The organism is Providencia sp. Marseille-Q8014 (assembly GCF_965112055.1).
The window spans coordinates 587,931-603,124 of record NZ_CBCOPT010000001.1 but is presented as its reverse complement, the minus strand read 5'-3'; the positions used below and the strand labels follow the sequence as shown (position 1 = coordinate 603,124).

The 15,194-nt window shown below is 41.5% G+C and carries 13 protein-coding genes; 4 read left to right on the top strand and 9 right to left on the bottom strand.

What is annotated here, in order from left to right:
* Positions 1-28: 28 nt before the first annotated feature.
* Positions 29-781: a sulfite exporter TauE/SafE family protein gene (locus tag ACWPW6_RS02570; RefSeq protein WP_247047806.1), complete on the bottom strand. Its 753-nt coding sequence runs from the start codon at positions 779-781 to the stop codon at positions 29-31.
* 222 nt (positions 782-1,003) lie between these two features.
* On the opposite strand from ACWPW6_RS02570, the gene ACWPW6_RS02565 reads away from it, so the two are divergent.
* A complete protein-coding gene (locus tag ACWPW6_RS02565) occupies positions 1,004-1,561 on the top strand; it encodes a helix-turn-helix domain-containing protein (protein ID WP_196714005.1) in 558 nt (185 codons plus the stop codon).
* Here the strand turns inward: ACWPW6_RS02565 and ACWPW6_RS02560 are convergent.
* The 4 genes from ACWPW6_RS02560 to ivbL all read right to left on the bottom strand — a co-directional run bounded on the left by ACWPW6_RS02560 (position 1,558) and on the right by ivbL (position 4,588).
* The gene (locus ACWPW6_RS02560) at positions 1,558-2,220 is read right to left on the bottom strand and encodes an alanyl-tRNA editing protein (RefSeq protein ID WP_196714004.1); all 663 of its coding nucleotides are present in this window, start codon (positions 2,218-2,220) and stop codon (positions 1,558-1,560) included. The two genes, ACWPW6_RS02565 and ACWPW6_RS02560, sit on opposite strands and share 4 nt — an antisense overlap.
* A 189-nt stretch (positions 2,221-2,409) precedes the next feature.
* A complete protein-coding gene (ilvN, locus tag ACWPW6_RS02555; RefSeq protein WP_004924476.1) occupies positions 2,410-2,694 on the bottom strand; it encodes an acetolactate synthase small subunit in 285 nt (94 codons plus the stop codon).
* A gap of 2 nt (positions 2,695-2,696) precedes the next feature.
* The gene (ilvB, locus tag ACWPW6_RS02550) at positions 2,697-4,394 is read right to left on the bottom strand and encodes an acetolactate synthase large subunit (protein ID WP_154621821.1); all 1,698 of its coding nucleotides are present in this window, start codon (positions 4,392-4,394) and stop codon (positions 2,697-2,699) included.
* A gap of 104 nt (positions 4,395-4,498) precedes the next feature.
* Complete coding sequence (gene ivbL, locus ACWPW6_RS02545) at positions 4,499-4,588, bottom strand: ilvB operon leader peptide IvbL (RefSeq protein WP_154621822.1); 90 nt, start codon at positions 4,586-4,588, stop codon at positions 4,499-4,501.
* A gap of 377 nt (positions 4,589-4,965) precedes the next feature.
* On the opposite strand from ivbL, the gene ACWPW6_RS02540 reads away from it, so the two are divergent.
* A complete protein-coding gene (locus ACWPW6_RS02540; RefSeq protein ID WP_257759932.1) occupies positions 4,966-6,132 on the top strand; it encodes an MFS transporter in 1,167 nt (388 codons plus the stop codon).
* Positions 6,133-6,289: 157 nt separating this feature from the next.
* Positions 6,290-6,697 carry an HTH-type transcriptional activator AarP gene (aarP, locus tag ACWPW6_RS02535; RefSeq protein WP_154623204.1) on the top strand — a complete coding sequence of 136 codons (408 nt, stop codon included), beginning with the start codon at positions 6,290-6,292 and terminating at the stop codon, positions 6,695-6,697.
* A 607-nt stretch (positions 6,698-7,304) separates the two neighbouring features.
* Here aarP and ACWPW6_RS02530 read toward each other — a convergent pair.
* On the bottom strand, positions 7,305-7,823 hold the full coding sequence (locus tag ACWPW6_RS02530; protein ID WP_154623819.1) for a single-stranded DNA-binding protein: 519 nt from the start codon (positions 7,821-7,823) through the stop codon (positions 7,305-7,307).
* A 397-nt stretch (positions 7,824-8,220) separates the two neighbouring features.
* Between ACWPW6_RS02530 and uvrA the strand changes: the two genes are divergently transcribed.
* Positions 8,221-11,055, top strand: a complete 2,835-nt coding sequence (gene uvrA / locus ACWPW6_RS02525; RefSeq protein ID WP_249999788.1) for an excinuclease ABC subunit UvrA — start codon at positions 8,221-8,223, stop codon at positions 11,053-11,055.
* Between the two features lie 111 nt (positions 11,056-11,166).
* Here the strand turns inward: uvrA and ACWPW6_RS02520 are convergent, their stop codons facing one another.
* The 3 genes from ACWPW6_RS02520 to dnaB all read right to left on the bottom strand — a co-directional run bounded on the left by ACWPW6_RS02520 (position 11,167) and on the right by dnaB (position 15,097).
* The gene (locus ACWPW6_RS02520; protein WP_196714001.1) at positions 11,167-12,363 is read right to left on the bottom strand and encodes an amino acid aminotransferase; all 1,197 of its coding nucleotides are present in this window, start codon (positions 12,361-12,363) and stop codon (positions 11,167-11,169) included.
* 67 nt (positions 12,364-12,430) lie between these two features.
* Complete coding sequence (gene alr, locus ACWPW6_RS02515; protein ID WP_154623821.1) at positions 12,431-13,513, bottom strand: alanine racemase; 1,083 nt, start codon at positions 13,511-13,513, stop codon at positions 12,431-12,433.
* A 174-nt stretch (positions 13,514-13,687) separates the two neighbouring features.
* Positions 13,688-15,097 carry a replicative DNA helicase gene (dnaB, locus tag ACWPW6_RS02510; protein WP_154623822.1) on the bottom strand — a complete coding sequence of 470 codons (1,410 nt, stop codon included), beginning with the start codon at positions 15,095-15,097 and terminating at the stop codon, positions 13,688-13,690.
* Positions 15,098-15,194: the final 97 nt, after the last annotated feature.

The following is a 15,194-nucleotide window of genomic DNA, read 5'->3' as shown; positions in this document are numbered from 1 at the left end:
CTGATAGTTTTTTATTTTTGAGCACCGATTATAAAATGAAAAAATAACGATATAACAAAGCAACACCTGAAATTAAAATAATAATATTAATAATTTTAAGGAACGTATCACGGGATATTTTCAGTGTAATATGGCGCCCAACCCAGATTCCTATTAGCATAGCGGGAGAAAACGCTAGCGCCATCAAAATAATATCCATATTGACATAAACACCCATCACTAAAAATATAATAACACGTGTCAATGTACTAAAACCGATTAAGGTCATCTGGGTGATGCGAAATCGCTGTTTATCTGCGATGCGGCTTGATAAATACATAGCATAAATAAAACCACCACTACCAAATAAGGCACTAAAAACCCCACCGATTAAGCTGAAAGGCACAACAAATGCTTTTGACAAATGTGGCTGGGCTTTCTTTGAAAAGAACGTATTCAGTACATAAAAAATAACAAATATACCCAACAGTAAAATCAGGATATCAGGACGCGTTTTCAATAGAATGGCAGCCCCAATTAAACTCCCCACGATCATCAATGGAATAATCCATTTAATTTCATGATAGTCCGCGTTTTTACCATCTTTAACAAGGTTGATTAATGCCGCGGTTAAGTCAATAAGGGCAAGAGTCGGCACAATCATATTTAAAGGAAGATACATCGCTAATACTGGAGTGGCGACTAACGCAGAACCAAAGCCAGCCATCCCAAAGACCAAATAAGCGCACAGTAAAGTAAAAAAGCAGATTGCCATCTCTGGAGATAAAATATCAAACGGCATAGTGAATCTCTACAAGGGTATTTTGTTCACTATAATTTCTTCTGAAAAAATAAAAAAGTCCTGTTTGATAGAATGTGAAACCTTATTTATTTATCAAACACGTTAATTTTCACACTTCGAGATTATTGCCAAAATATTATGCCTTCGTCAGTACATTTCTGACATAATGTTGCTATGATGCTAGAATTAATAGCATAAATTAATTTTCAGGGAAGACAGCATATGGATAAAAAAATCAATATTAAAATTGGTCAAAAAGTACGCCATCTGAGGCAAGCACGAAATTTATCCCTGAATGAACTTGCACGCCTATCAGGCATTTCAAAAGCCGCGCTCTCTAAATTAGAATCGGGTGATTCCAACCCTCGCGTTGATACGCTAGAAGCTATTGCCATTGCATTACGTTTCCCTCTGAGCGATTTATTTGCATTACAGCATGAAACTTACCCCTATTTCGTCAAATCCTCCCCCCTACAAGGCGATTATTCACAGCTCTTTAAATTTCGGATCAATATGGGCAATATTTCTGAGATATGGCAGCTAAAAATGAAACGTGGCGCCATCATTAATAGTCCAGCTCACATGAGTGGAACCCATGAACACATCATGATGCATACAGGGTCATTGATGCTACGTTTAAAAAACGACCAGACAGTACTACTAGAAGAAGGCGATTTTTATGCTTTTAGCTGTGACTTTCCCCATTCCTATCTCTGCATGGAAGGGGAATTAAATGCAACCGTCGTCATGACCTACTCTCACCTCAGTGACAGTATTTAATTCTCGATATGCTTCGCGTCGTAACTGATCCGCAGTATGCCTTTTTTATACTTCATTGATTTAATTGAAAATTGTTCAATTTTACCAAGTGATGCGACATGCGTACCACCGCATGGCACTTCATCACCTTCAGAAACACCACAAAGCCGTAACGTATCGCGTTGCCCGATTAATACAGGTGAATCATCACTGATAGATTGATTCACTAGCATTTCTATTTGCTTATCATCAAGTTGCTCGATAGGTGTGGCGTTATCTCCGATGGCGCTGAATTCAACCCGTGACTCATTAGGAAAGTGATGCCCTTTTTGTCCCTGCCAACCAAAACGTGACATAACCCAACTCAGCAAGTGTCCTGTAGTATGTAAAGCGGCATGGTGTTGACGCTGCGCCTTATCAACACGGGCAATAACGGTATCACCACTCTGCAAATCTTGGTTTGGGTTTAAATAAGCAATAATTAATCCATTCGAGTGTTTCTTAATACGAACAGGCTCATCATTAATCCAACCAATATCTGCTGGCTGCCCTCCTCCTTGAGGATGAAAGATATTCTCCGTCAATGCCACCCATTGCCCGTCGTCATCATGACCCGACTCGAGAATAGTGGTTTTAATTTCATAGAGATAAGTATCAGTAAGATAAATATTGTTTTGCATAAAAATAATCCACTTATAGATAACAGCTTTATGATGTGATGTTGAAATTGTTATATCATCATTGTTCACTTTAAGAAACACCTGAGAACTAAAACAAACAAATGTACTTAAATTGTATCCATAAGCCAGATAAAAAATTCAACCTACACCGTGATGTAGGTTGAATAGACATGCCGTTGTTATTAAGCGTTATTGCAGATAATTTTGCATGGTCTCAAATAACCTTAAATCGTCGCTAAAACGAACTTCACGAACGTCTTCTAATTTTTCAACTTGATTGACCATTTGAGATAAGCGTTCGTCTTTTTGGACTAACAGCCAAATACGGCTTTCATCTTTATCTTTTATTGGCATACATAGGATGCCATCCACATTAAATGCTCGGCGCGCAAACAAACCACAAATATGTGACATGACGCCAGGGTGGTTACGGACAATAAGTTCTAACGCGATAGGATGATGTTCAAAAACCATAATTACGCTCCGATCATATCAATATTTGCAGCACCCGGTGGAACCATTGGATAAACCTTTTGGTTCACATCGATCAAGGCATGAATTAAGCAAGGACCCTTTGTATTCATAATCGTTTCTAATGCCATCTCAGGATCTGCTTCTGTATTTAAATCACAGGTCTGCAAGCCGAATCCTGCCGCAATTTTTATAAAATCGGTTTGGTATGGATAAGCGGCTGCATAAATACGATTATCAAAAAACAGTTCTTGTTGCTGATAAACCATCCCTAATGCTTGGTTGTTCATCAAAACAATTTTGATATTAAGTTGATGTTCAACTGCGGTAGCCAACTCTTGAATATTCATCATCAAGCTGCCATCCCCCGAAAAACAAACGATCGTTTTCTCAGGATTCGCTAAAGCTGCACCAATCGCGGCCGGCAAACCAAATCCCATGGTTCCCAAGCCGCCAGATGTTAACCACTGGCGAGGACGTGATAACGGATAAACTTGTGCCGCCCACATTTGATGCTGTCCCACATCCGTAGTCACGATCGCGTCTTCTCCTGCTGCTCTTGCTGCCGCTAACACTAACCCGTAATGTGTTAAAGGATTATCAGCCTCACTTAAATTCAGCGGAAAGTTCTGTTTTAACTCATTAACTCTTGTCATCCATTCTTCACGCTGATTTCGCTCAACTAATGGCAGCAATAATTCTAGGATTTGCCCTGCATCAGCATTGATAGCAATATCAGGGCGTTTAATTTTGCTGATCTCTGCTTTATCGATATCCACATGAATAATTTTGGCATTCGGGCAAAATTTTTCTGCGCGACCTATTGCACGGTCATCAAAGCGTGCTCCAATAACAATTAACAGGTCCGCTTCTTCCATAACCATATTAGTGCTACGCGCTGCATGCATGCCCAACATGCCTAAATACAGTGGATGACGCATTGGAATAGTGCCTAACGCCATCAATGTCATTGTTGTTGGCAGTGTTGCTTTCTCTGCAAAAGCAATCGCCGTTTCCGTCGATTCAGAACTAATAACCCCGCCACCAAAATAAAGAACTGGGCGCTTAGCCTGATTAATCATCTCAGCTGCCTGAATGACCTTTTCCATATCAAAATTTGGGGCTTTATCTTTTGGCTGAATCTCAGGTAATGAATCTAATTCGATAGTCGCGGTTTGTACATCCTTCGGGATATCAATCCACACAGGTCCCGGACGTCCTGATTCTGCAATCCGAAAAGCATCACAAATAACTTGAGGTAATTCATTGATATTACGAACCAAGTAATTGTGTTTGGTGACAGGAATAGAAATTCCATAAGTATCAACTTCTTGGAATGCATCTGTACCAATCATTGATGAAGGAACTTGCCCTGTAATACAAACTAATGGAATAGAATCGAGCTTAGCATCGGCAATTGCCGTCACTAAATTCGTTGCCCCTGGGCCACTTGATGAAATACACACTGCCGCTTTACCAGTGGTACGTGCTATGCCTTGTGCAATAAAGCCAGCGCCTTGCTCATGGCGCGCCAAAATATGGCGAATCTGCTTACTTTTGCCTAAAGCATCATAAAAAGGGAGTGCCGCGCCACCTGGGATCCCTGCAACAATGGTAATCCCATGTTTTTCTAACAGATGGACGATTAATTCTGCACCTGTAAAACAGGTTTTATCTGGTGATGTTGTGCCCAACTCGCTCATAATTTTATCCTTCACACTAGCCGGCGGATTCGGGCGGAGCGTCATAAAAAAACCCCGTCCGGTTTGCGCCGGCGGGGTTCTAAATCTGCGTTGATTTGTACCCGTTACGGCGCTAAGCCCACGACCACCACCACACGCACGACCACCGCGGCTGATGGCGCGGTAAGTAGTAGGTTTGAATGATGAAGAGTCATGTTCACGGGTTAATCCTGTCTGTCGATTTTAATTGGTTAGATTATTAATCATTATTTTGTGTAAGTGCATTTAAGAAAACACATATTGTTCATAATAACAATCATTTTTTCGATTTTTATTCACAGCAAACTTAAAATGAGATCAATATCACAACACACAGCAACAGGATAATTATCTAGTAAAATAGGATAATAAAGTCATTATCACTAGCTAGACAGATTGAAAAAAAGTCTCATTTTCTTATCAATTTTCTCTTGACTTAAAGTTGACTTTAAGTCGTAAAATCCCCTCCTTACAAGATAGCAATAACCATAAAAATTAAATATATCTCTTTATTTTTATTGAGGTTTATAACTTTCGGCATCGAGGGGGAATTATGCCAAAAAATGTCTGGTGGCTAACTATTGCGTTAGCATTGTTTACGACAGGTAATGCTATTGTTCTGTCGGTCGCGGTAGTGATTGGTGAAAGTCTTTCCCAAGATCCCACCTATTCCACATTGCCATTACTCAGTCAATATATTGGTCTGATTATCGCAACCATTCCCATTGCATATTTAATGCAGAAACACTCCAGAAAATTAGGTTTTATCTTGGGCAATATCGCGGGCATCATCGGCGCAACCTTGTCTATTATTGGCATTATTTATCATCACTTAGCCTACTTTTCGCTTGGCTTATTTTTTACAGGCATTGCAATTGGTACGGCTAAACAATTTCGTTTCGCTGCATTAGAAGAGGCACCTAAGTTCTTGCATGCTAAAGCGATTGGATTAGTCATGAGTGGAGGAATCGCTGCCGCCTTAATCGGCCCTACACTCGCGGTAGTCACACAACGATTTTTTACTGAATACCCATTTGCAGGCCCTTTTAGTACCTTAGTGGGCATTTATATGCTCGCCTTTATCTTACTATTAAACATCCCATTAAAGAAAATTCCCCCAGAAAAACAAAATCATATGGAGGTGAAGCGTAGTTACAAGCAGTTATATTCACAACCCATATTAAAATTAATTGCGATAGTGAGCGCCGTTGGCTATGCATTGGTTGTTTTTACTTTTGCGTCTATTCCACTCTCTATGAAACAAAATCATTTCCCGTTTCCTTTGATCGCTATCGTCTTTCAATGTCATGTACTTGGCATGTTTGCCCCTTCATTTTTCACTGGGCATTTGATTCAGCGCTTAGGAGCTAAAAAAATTATTTTTGTCGGTATTCTATTACTCATACTCTCTGCAACTATTAACCTTTTAGGTACTGAGTTTTACCACTACTTATTATCTGGGATTTCCGTTGGAGTGGCATGGAATTTACTTTTAATCAGTACAACCCAATTATTACCGTACGGTTATCAATCTCATGAGAGAGCGAAAGTACAAGGTATGACTGATTTCCTGATTTATTCCTTTGGTGCATTAGGTAGCCTTGGCGCAGGCGTGCTGTTCTTTTCATTAGGCTGGCAGTTAATGAATACAGTCTCAATAATTTTTGCACTTTTCATTTTGAGCAGCTATGTCGTATTAAAAAAACATATTCCACAATGAACTAAACCATAACAACAGTATTTAATTTTACCTTTAGTAACCCAATGACTATTAATCATTATGAAACTCTCTGTCTTATTAGTTTGTTTAGGCTTTATTTATTTTAAATTCATAAGATGAATACTATGCTTAATACCTAATAACTAGGAAGTGTATTATGTACAATAAATTAACTATTTCATACAGTAAAAAATATACTGAATTCCAATCTGCTGTCGTCAATGAAATTCTTGTTTGGATAGAAGAAAACCTAACCAGAAGATTATTACTCGATGATATTGCTCAACGTTCTGGATATACCAAATGGCACTTACAGCGAGTATTTCGTAAAATAGTCGGTATGCCTCTTGGTGAATATATCCGCCGCAGAAGGATCAGTGAAGCAGCAAAAGACTTACAAACAACAAAACTTCAAGTTATTGATATTGCGCTTAAATATCAATTTGACTCGCAACAATCATTCGCAAAAAGATTTAAAGCGTATTTAGGTACATCACCTTCTTTATATCGACTTGCAAATAATTATGATAATGATCCGCTACTACTGGAACCAAAGGTAGCTTAATTATTTCATATGAAAAAACATCAATATTTAAAACTTTCTGATATCACTATCTAAAAAGCCCCTTGTAATCACTCTCAGGGGCTTTTTTATCAATGAAGTCATTAATAACTCATTAAAACAATACTTAAAGAAACCTTAATAAAATTTTAATCAACCCTTAAGGTTTAACTTTATAAAAAAACTATAATTGAATGATAATAAGGTTATTGCATCCCCAAAACACACATCAATAATAAACAAAAGCCGCCTTCGTGGAATATCTATCGATACCTTTCTGTTATGTTTAAAAATGATGCTCAATCAAACTCACCATTTCATTCACATCATTAAAATCAATGTTCAATAACTCAATTTAAATAATAAAATAAGTAACAGGGGGTGATTCACTTCTTTTCTATCATCGTTTTTCTTTTTAAAGAACGATTTGATATTAATTTTTATACTCATAACGATAAAACAATAGGCTTATCAAGCTAACAGAAAGTTAGCCATCCTAGTTAACTATATGAATAATAAGTATTGTATCAAAGACTCTCCTGAACAAATAAAAATACCCTTAAAATAAGGGTATTTTATCATTCTTCAACATTCTATTTTTAGGCGAGCCTTAGAACGGAATATCGTCATCAAAATCAATTGGTGGCTCACTGCTTTGTGGAGCTGGCGATGACGGTGCACGCGCTGGTGCGCCACCACCACTAAATTGTTGCGCTGCTGGTTGCTGTGGTTGCCCCCAACCACCTTGGCCACCTTGGCTTTGGCCTGAAGATTCACCGCCGCGTCCGCCTAGCATTTGCATTGACCCGCCAATGTTAACCACGACTTCTGTGGTATAACGATCTTGACCACTTTGGTCTTGCCATTTACGCGTTTGCAAAGAACCTTCGATGTATACCTGAGAACCTTTTTTCAGATATTCACCCGCAACTTCAGCTAATTTGCCGAAAATAACCACGCGGTGCCATTCTGTTTTCTCACGCATTTCGCCGGTTTGCTTATCACGCCAGCTTTCAGAAGTTGCCAGAGTCAGGTTTGCCACGGCACCGCCATTAGGCATGTAACGGATTTCAGGATCTTGCCCTAAGTTACCGATAAGAATTACTTTATTTACGCCTCTGCTGGCCATTTAAACACTCCTGATGCATTAGATTTAATCTCTGTATTGGTCATGAAGTTTAACACGACCAATCAAGTATTGCATACGCATTCCCGATGAAAATCCCCGCTGTTCAATCAAAATGCGAACCGCTTTGAAAATTTAAGCCCTATCATTATTATCAGTGTTGATAGACAAAAAATATAGGCTTCAATGAATTCAACTGATAAACAAACCGACGACCAGTCAGCCGCATCATTATCGGTATAATGATGTGTTCGAATCAGTATCGTCAGCAATGCGAGAGCCTGAAGTATAACATGTATAATCTTTTTTTTAATAGAATACTGTATATTCATTCAGTCTAAATTGTGCGATAATGATCCACTTATGATTGTTCACTATCAAATCATCCGGGAAGTGGTAAATGGATAATATCGAAGTACGCGGTGCCCGCACTCATAATCTTAAGAACATCAATCTCATCATCCCCCGAGACAAACTGATAGTTATTACAGGGTTGTCCGGTTCAGGGAAATCATCATTAGCCTTTGATACGCTCTATGCGGAAGGTCAAAGACGCTATGTTGAATCATTATCAGCTTATGCAAGGCAATTTCTCTCGCTGATGGAAAAACCTGATGTTGACCACATCGAAGGGCTATCACCCGCTATTTCGATTGAACAGAAATCCACCTCTCATAACCCGAGGTCTACAGTCGGTACCATCACTGAGATCCATGATTACTTGCGTTTGCTGTTTGCTCGTGTTGGGGAACCTCGTTGCCCTGACCATAACATTCCACTCGCAGCGCAAACAGTAAGCCAAATGGTTGATAATGTTTTGGCTCAGCCCTCTGAACGCCGCATGATGTTGTTAGCCCCCGTCGTGAAAGATCGTAAAGGTGAGCATGTCAAATTATTAGATAATTTAGCCTCTCAAGGTTACATCCGCGCGCGTATTGATGGTGAGGTTTGTGATCTCTCCGATCCACCGCCCCTTGAATTACAAAAGAAACACACCATCGAGGTGGTCGTTGATCGTTTTAAGATCCGTGATGATATTGCACAACGTTTAGCTGAATCATTTGAAACTGCACTGGAATTGTCGGGTGGCACAGCCATTGTGGCCGACATGGATGACCCGCAAGCTGAAGAGCTCGTTTTCTCCGCTAATTTTGCCTGCTCGGTATGCGGTTACAGCATGATGGAATTAGAGCCACGTCTCTTTTCCTTTAACAATCCGGCTGGTGCTTGCCCAAGTTGTGATGGCCTTGGCGTTCAACAATTCTTTGATCCGGAAAGAGTCATTCAAAGTACGGAGATTTCCTTAGCCGGAGGAGCTATCCGCGGTTGGGATCGCCGTAACTTCTACTATTTTCAAATGCTACAATCCCTAGCGGAACATTATAAATTTGATGTTGAAGCTCCTTATGAATCCCTAAGCCCATCGATTCAAAAAATTATTTTATATGGCTCAGGGAAAGAGACCATTGAGTTCAAATACCGTAATGATCGAGGTGATATCACTGTTCGCCGCCATCCATTCGAAGGGGTGCTCAATAATATGGAGCGCCGCTATAAAGAAACGGAATCTACTGCGGTACGTGAAGAACTGGCGAAATATATCAGCAACCGGCCTTGTGTGACATGTCACGGAACTCGCTTGCGTAAAGAAGCACGCTTTGTTTTCGTCGAAAACACCACGTTACCTGAAATTGCCGATTACAGCATTGGCCATGCTATGGCATTTTTCCAAAATCTAAAACTCAACGGACAAAGGGCGAAAATTGCCGAAAAAGTCCTAAAAGAAATCAGTGATCGATTAAAATTCTTAGTTAACGTAGGCCTTAATTACCTAACCCTTTCTCGCTCCGCGGATACCTTATCCGGCGGTGAGGCACAGCGTATTCGTCTTGCCAGCCAAATCGGTGCAGGGCTTGTTGGAGTTATGTATGTCCTTGATGAGCCTTCAATCGGACTCCATCAACGCGATAATGACCGCCTGTTAGAAACGCTAATCCATCTACGTAACTTAGGTAACACCGTGATTGTGGTTGAGCACGATGAAGATGCAATCCGTGCGGCAGACCACGTTATTGATATTGGCCCTGGAGCCGGTGTGCACGGCGGCCAAATTGTTGCCCAAGGCACATTAGAAGATATCATTGCCAACCCAGAGTCATTAACGGGTAAGTTCTTAAGCGGTGAACGACGAATCGAAATTCCCGAGAAACGAGTTCCCGTGAATAAAGACAAGATGCTCCAATTACATGGTGCTAAAGGGAACAACCTAAAAAATGTCACCCTTAGACTCCCTGTTGGCTTATTTACTTGTATTACAGGCGTTTCTGGTTCAGGGAAGTCCACGCTGATCAACGATACTTTATTCCCTATCGCACAGCGTCAATTAAATGGTGCAACGACCATCACACCTGCCCCTTATTTAGATGTTGAGGGTCTTGAGCATTTCGATAAAGTCATTGATATCGACCAGAGCCCTATCGGCCGTACACCTCGTTCAAACCCAGCCACCTATACGGGGGTCTTTACACCTATTCGTGAACTATTTGCAGGTGTACCTGAATCACGAACTCGTGGCTATAATCCAGGTCGCTTTAGTTTCAACGTCAAAGGTGGTCGCTGCGAGGCCTGCCAAGGCGACGGTGTGATCAAGGTTGAGATGCACTTCTTACCTGATGTTTATGTACCCTGTGACCAGTGTAAAGGTAAGCGTTATAACCGTGAGACATTAGAGATTAAATACAAAGGAAAAAGCATTCACGAAGTACTTGATATGACTATTGAGGAGGCTCGTGATTTCTTTGATGCCGTCCCTGCTCTTGCGCGTAAACTGCAAACATTGATGGATGTTGGTCTTTCCTACATTCGTTTAGGCCAGTCAGCCACCACTTTGTCTGGTGGTGAAGCGCAACGCGTGAAACTTGCACGTGAATTATCGAAACGTGGTACTGGGCAAACCATTTATATCCTTGATGAACCAACGACTGGCTTACATTTTGCAGATATCCAACAGCTGCTGACGGTATTGCATCAATTACGCGATCAAGGTAACACCATTGTGGTCATTGAGCATAACTTAGATGTTATCAAAACGGCTGACTGGATTGTCGATTTAGGCCCTGAAGGGGGCAGCGGTGGTGGTGAAATATTAATTTCAGGTACCCCAGAAGAGGTGGCGGAATGTGAAAAATCGCATACTGCTCGTTTCTTAAAACCAATCTTGGCTCGTGGCTACTAAATATCACGGTGACCCAAACAATGGCGGTTTTTGATCGCCGCGTTGTGTCACTGCCTCTGTAATAAAAAACGCAGGATTTACCTGCGTTTTTTTTACGATATCACTCGACGGTTACTGACTAACCGCAGCAAAAGCTTCAACGATACGATGCACGTTATGGCGGTTAACTCCAGCCATACAAACTCGCCCAGTTCCGACTAAATAGACCGCAAACTCATCTTTCAAACGAGCAACCTGTTCTTTTGTAAATCCGGTATAGCTGAACATACCGCGTTGTTTTAACAGATGGTCAAAGTTCTTTTCAGGTAAAGCTTTTTTCAGTTCGTCCACGAGGACTGTACGCATTTCGACAATACGCACTCGCATCTCTTCAACTTCTTTCAACCATTGTGCTTTTTGTTCGCTATCAGTCAGCACTTGCGCCACAATCTTAGCTCCGTTTGATGGAGGGCTAGAATAAAGGCGACGAACCCCTGCTTTTAGCTGACCAAGAACACGGTCGCGTTCTTCTTGGTTTTCACAAATAACAGATAGGCCACCAGCACGTTCACCATAGATACCAAAGATTTTGGAGAATGAATTACTGACGAATACCGGTAAACCTGCTTTGACCATCGCTCTGATAGCATAAGCATCTTCATCAATACCTTCAGCGAAACCTTGGTAAGCAATATCTAAGAATGGGATCAGTTTTTGTGCTTTTGCGACTTTAGTCACTTCATCCCACTGCTCAGGTGTCAAATCAGACCCCGTTGGATTATGGCAACACGGATGCATTAAAATGATGCTATTTGCTGGCAACGTCTTAAATGTTGCGAGCATTTCAGCAAATTTAACCCCTTTAGTTTTTTCATCAAAATAAGGGTAGTAGTGAACTTTGGTACCGGCACCAGAAAAAATAGAGGCATGGTTTTCCCATGTTGGATCACTACACCAAACCTCAGATTGAGGGAAATAATGGTGAAGGAAATCAGCCCCCAGTTTTAGCGCACCAGACCCCCCTATCGTTTGTACTGTTGCAATACGCTCTTGAGCGATCAGTGGGCAATCAGCACCAAATAGCAGGTGTTGGATCTCCAATCGATAATCTTTTAAACCTTCCATCGGCAAATACAGTGATGCACTTGGTGGCAGCTTATTTAAAGCCGCTTTTGCATGGCCCACTGTTTTTAGCTCTGGTGTTTTGCCTTCACCGTCATAATACAGGCCAATACTCAAATTGATTTTGTTTTCACGAGTATCTTTATTAAATTCATCCATTAACGAAAGGATGGGATCGCCAGGATAGGAATCAACGTGTTGGTACACAGGACATCTCCATAATCAGATAATATTCTATTTTTCGTCTCGTCTTTTGAAAATAACCCTTTGTCAGTTATTCGTCTACATATTCCATGACAACTCTTGAGGTTAATTTTGTCAGTAGTTCATAGTTGATAATTCCTGTTTGTTTGGCAATTTCCTCAACAGGCAGAGCTTTCCCCCATAAAACCACCTCATCACCTACTTTATCATTGGCATTTGGGCCTAAATCGACGGTGATCATATCCATAGAAACGCGCCCTACAATTGGCACTTTTCGCCCATTAACCAAAACGGGTGTGCCCGATGGCGCACTTCGAGGATAGCCGTCACCATAACCAATTGCCACGACGCCAAGTCGAGTATCACGGTCACTACACCATGTTGCACCATATCCGACACATTGCCCAGCAGCATGCTCTCTGACGGCAATTAATGTTGATTTAAGTGTCATCACACTTTCTAAACCAAAGGATTTAGCGGGGACTCCTTCTTGCGGAGACGCGCCATACATTATAATGCCCGGTCTTACCCAATCATAGTGAGCTTCTGGCCATAATAGAATGCCTGCCGATGCCGCAATCGATTTTTCCCCGACCTTATTCTCAATAAATTGTTTGAAGCAATGGATTTGTTTAGCGGTTGTAGGTAATTCAGGTTCATCAGCCTGACAAAAATGGCTAACAATATTGATAGGCAATTCGACATTTTTACAAGCTTGTAAACGCTGATAAAACGCCTCCGCATCTTGAGGAAGTACACCTAAGCGATGCATACCCGTATCAAGTTTCATCCAAACTTTGATAGGCATCGCTAACTGAACATTTTCCAACATTTCAAGTTGTTCAATACAATGGATAACCGTATCGATACGGTGTGTGACTAACAATGGCAGATCAGAATGTTCAAAGAAACCTTCAAGTAACACGATGGGAGCTGTTATTCCCTTTTCTCTTAATGCCAGAGCTTCCTTAAGACGGGCAACCCCAAACCCATCAACGAGGTCTTCAATACCGGTACTGACTTCAGTTAATCCATGGCCATAAGCGTTTGCTTTAACAATTGCAATGAGACGACTGTGTGGTGCTAATTCTCTGACGCGTTGCAGATTGTGTCGCAGAGCGCGGCGGTTAATTAATGCGGTTGCCGCTTTCATTATTTCCTCTTTTATTTTTATGCTCTCATCACTAAAACTATCGTTAGTGAATACACGAAATCATTCCAGTTGTCATAACACGACACAAAAAAACGCCTTAGGGGCATACCAAAGTATGCGGCTAAGACGAGTGAACTGAGTCAACGCAATGACAACTCGAAATCGGGTGAGTGTTTATTCATCATCGTAAGCCGGCCCCGCATAGTTATCGAAGCGAGACCATTGGCCATTGAACGTCAATCTAACCGTACCAATTGGCCCATTACGCTGTTTACCTATAATAATTTCCGCAACGCCTTTCAAGTCGCTGTTGTCGTGATAAACTTCATCACGATAAATAAACATGATCAAGTCAGCATCCTGCTCGATAGAGCCTGATTCACGTAAGTCGGAGTTGACTGGGCGTTTATCTGCACGTTGCTCAAGGCTGCGGTTTAGCTGTGAAAGCGCCACAACGGGTACATTAAGCTCTTTCGCTAACGCTTTAAGTGAACGCGAGATCTCCGCGATCTCTAACGTTCGGTTGTCTGATAACGCAGGAACTCGCATCAACTGTAGGTAGTCGATCATGATTAGGCTCAAGCCGCCATGTTCACGATAAATACGGCGAGCGCGTGAGCGAACCTCTGTCGGCGTTAACCCCGAGGAGTCATCGATATACATATTACGCTTTTCAGACAAGATCCCCATCGTGCTCGAAATTCGTGCCCAATCCTCATCATCAAGCTGCCCAGTACGAATACGCGTTTGGTCAACACGGGATAATGAGGCCAACATACGCATCATGATCTGGTTGCCGGGCATCTCCAAGCTGAAAATCAAAACCGGTTTTTCTTCCGTCATTGCCGCATTTTCACACAAGTTCATCGCAAAGGTCGTTTTCCCCATTGATGGACGGGCGGCGACGATAATTAAATCGGAGCCCTGTAGGCCGGCTGTCTTTTTATCGAGATCTTGGTAGCCTGTTGACACCCCAGTCACACCGTCATGCGGCTGCTGATATAGTTTTTCAATTTTTTCGATGGTTTCCGCTAAAATCGCTTCAATATCCTTTGGGCCTTCATCTTTATTGGCCCGCGATTCAGCAATTTGGAAGACTTTCGTTTCTGCAAAGTCCAATAAATCTTCACTACTACGCCCTTGTGGGTCATAACCTGCATCGGCGATTTCATTCGCTACCGAGATCATATCTCGCACAACAGCACGTTCACGAACAATGTCCGCATAAGCATTAATGTTCGCCGCACTTGGTGTGTTTTTTGACAATTCGGCAAGGTAAGCAAATCCTCCAACAACATCCAGCTCACCTTGTTGCTCTAGGGACTCTGATAGCGTGATCAGATCAATCGGTTTGCCTTGTTCTAGCAAGGTTTGCATTTGAGCAAAAATAGTACGGTGTGGACGACTATAAAAGTCTGCATGGGTAACGCGCTCAGAAACAGTATCCCAACGTTCGTTATCTAGCATTAACCCTCCCAATACAGATTGCTCCGCTTCGATAGAATGCGGTGGAAGTTTTAAGCCTTCCATCTGCTGGTCGCGCGGCGCACTGTTTTTGTTTTCTGAAGGGTATTTCTTAGCCATACTTTCTTATCCACATCCATTATTTACTAACATATTAGTATACGCCAAACTTGTTATTGAAGGGCGCTTTCTTTACTTCCTGAACAGAATTTTTATC

Coding starts and splice junctions, on each gene's coding strand:
- ACWPW6_RS02540 (WP_257759932.1), top strand. CDS start 4,966: ATGCCAAAAAATGTCTGGTGGCTAACTATTGCGTTAGCATTGTTTACG.
- ivbL (WP_154621822.1), bottom strand. CDS start 4,588: ATGACTCTTCATCATTCAAACCTACTACTTACCGCGCCATCAGCCGCG.
- ACWPW6_RS02570 (WP_247047806.1), bottom strand. CDS start 781: ATGCCGTTTGATATTTTATCTCCAGAGATGGCAATCTGCTTTTTTACT.
- ilvB (WP_154621821.1), bottom strand. CDS start 4,394: ATGAGCGAGTTGGGCACAACATCACCAGATAAAACCTGTTTTACAGGT.
- dnaB (WP_154623822.1), bottom strand. CDS start 15,097: ATGGCTAAGAAATACCCTTCAGAAAACAAAAACAGTGCGCCGCGCGAC.
- aarP (WP_154623204.1), top strand. CDS start 6,290: ATGTACAATAAATTAACTATTTCATACAGTAAAAAATATACTGAATTC.
- ilvN (WP_004924476.1), bottom strand. CDS start 2,694: ATGGTTTTTGAACATCATCCTATCGCGTTAGAACTTATTGTCCGTAAC.
- uvrA (WP_249999788.1), top strand. CDS start 8,221: ATGGATAATATCGAAGTACGCGGTGCCCGCACTCATAATCTTAAGAAC.
- ACWPW6_RS02565 (WP_196714005.1), top strand. CDS start 1,004: ATGGATAAAAAAATCAATATTAAAATTGGTCAAAAAGTACGCCATCTG.
- ACWPW6_RS02530 (WP_154623819.1), bottom strand. CDS start 7,823: ATGGCCAGCAGAGGCGTAAATAAAGTAATTCTTATCGGTAACTTAGGG.
- alr (WP_154623821.1), bottom strand. CDS start 13,513: ATGAAAGCGGCAACCGCATTAATTAACCGCCGCGCTCTGCGACACAAT.
- ACWPW6_RS02560 (WP_196714004.1), bottom strand. CDS start 2,220: ATGCAAAACAATATTTATCTTACTGATACTTATCTCTATGAAATTAAA.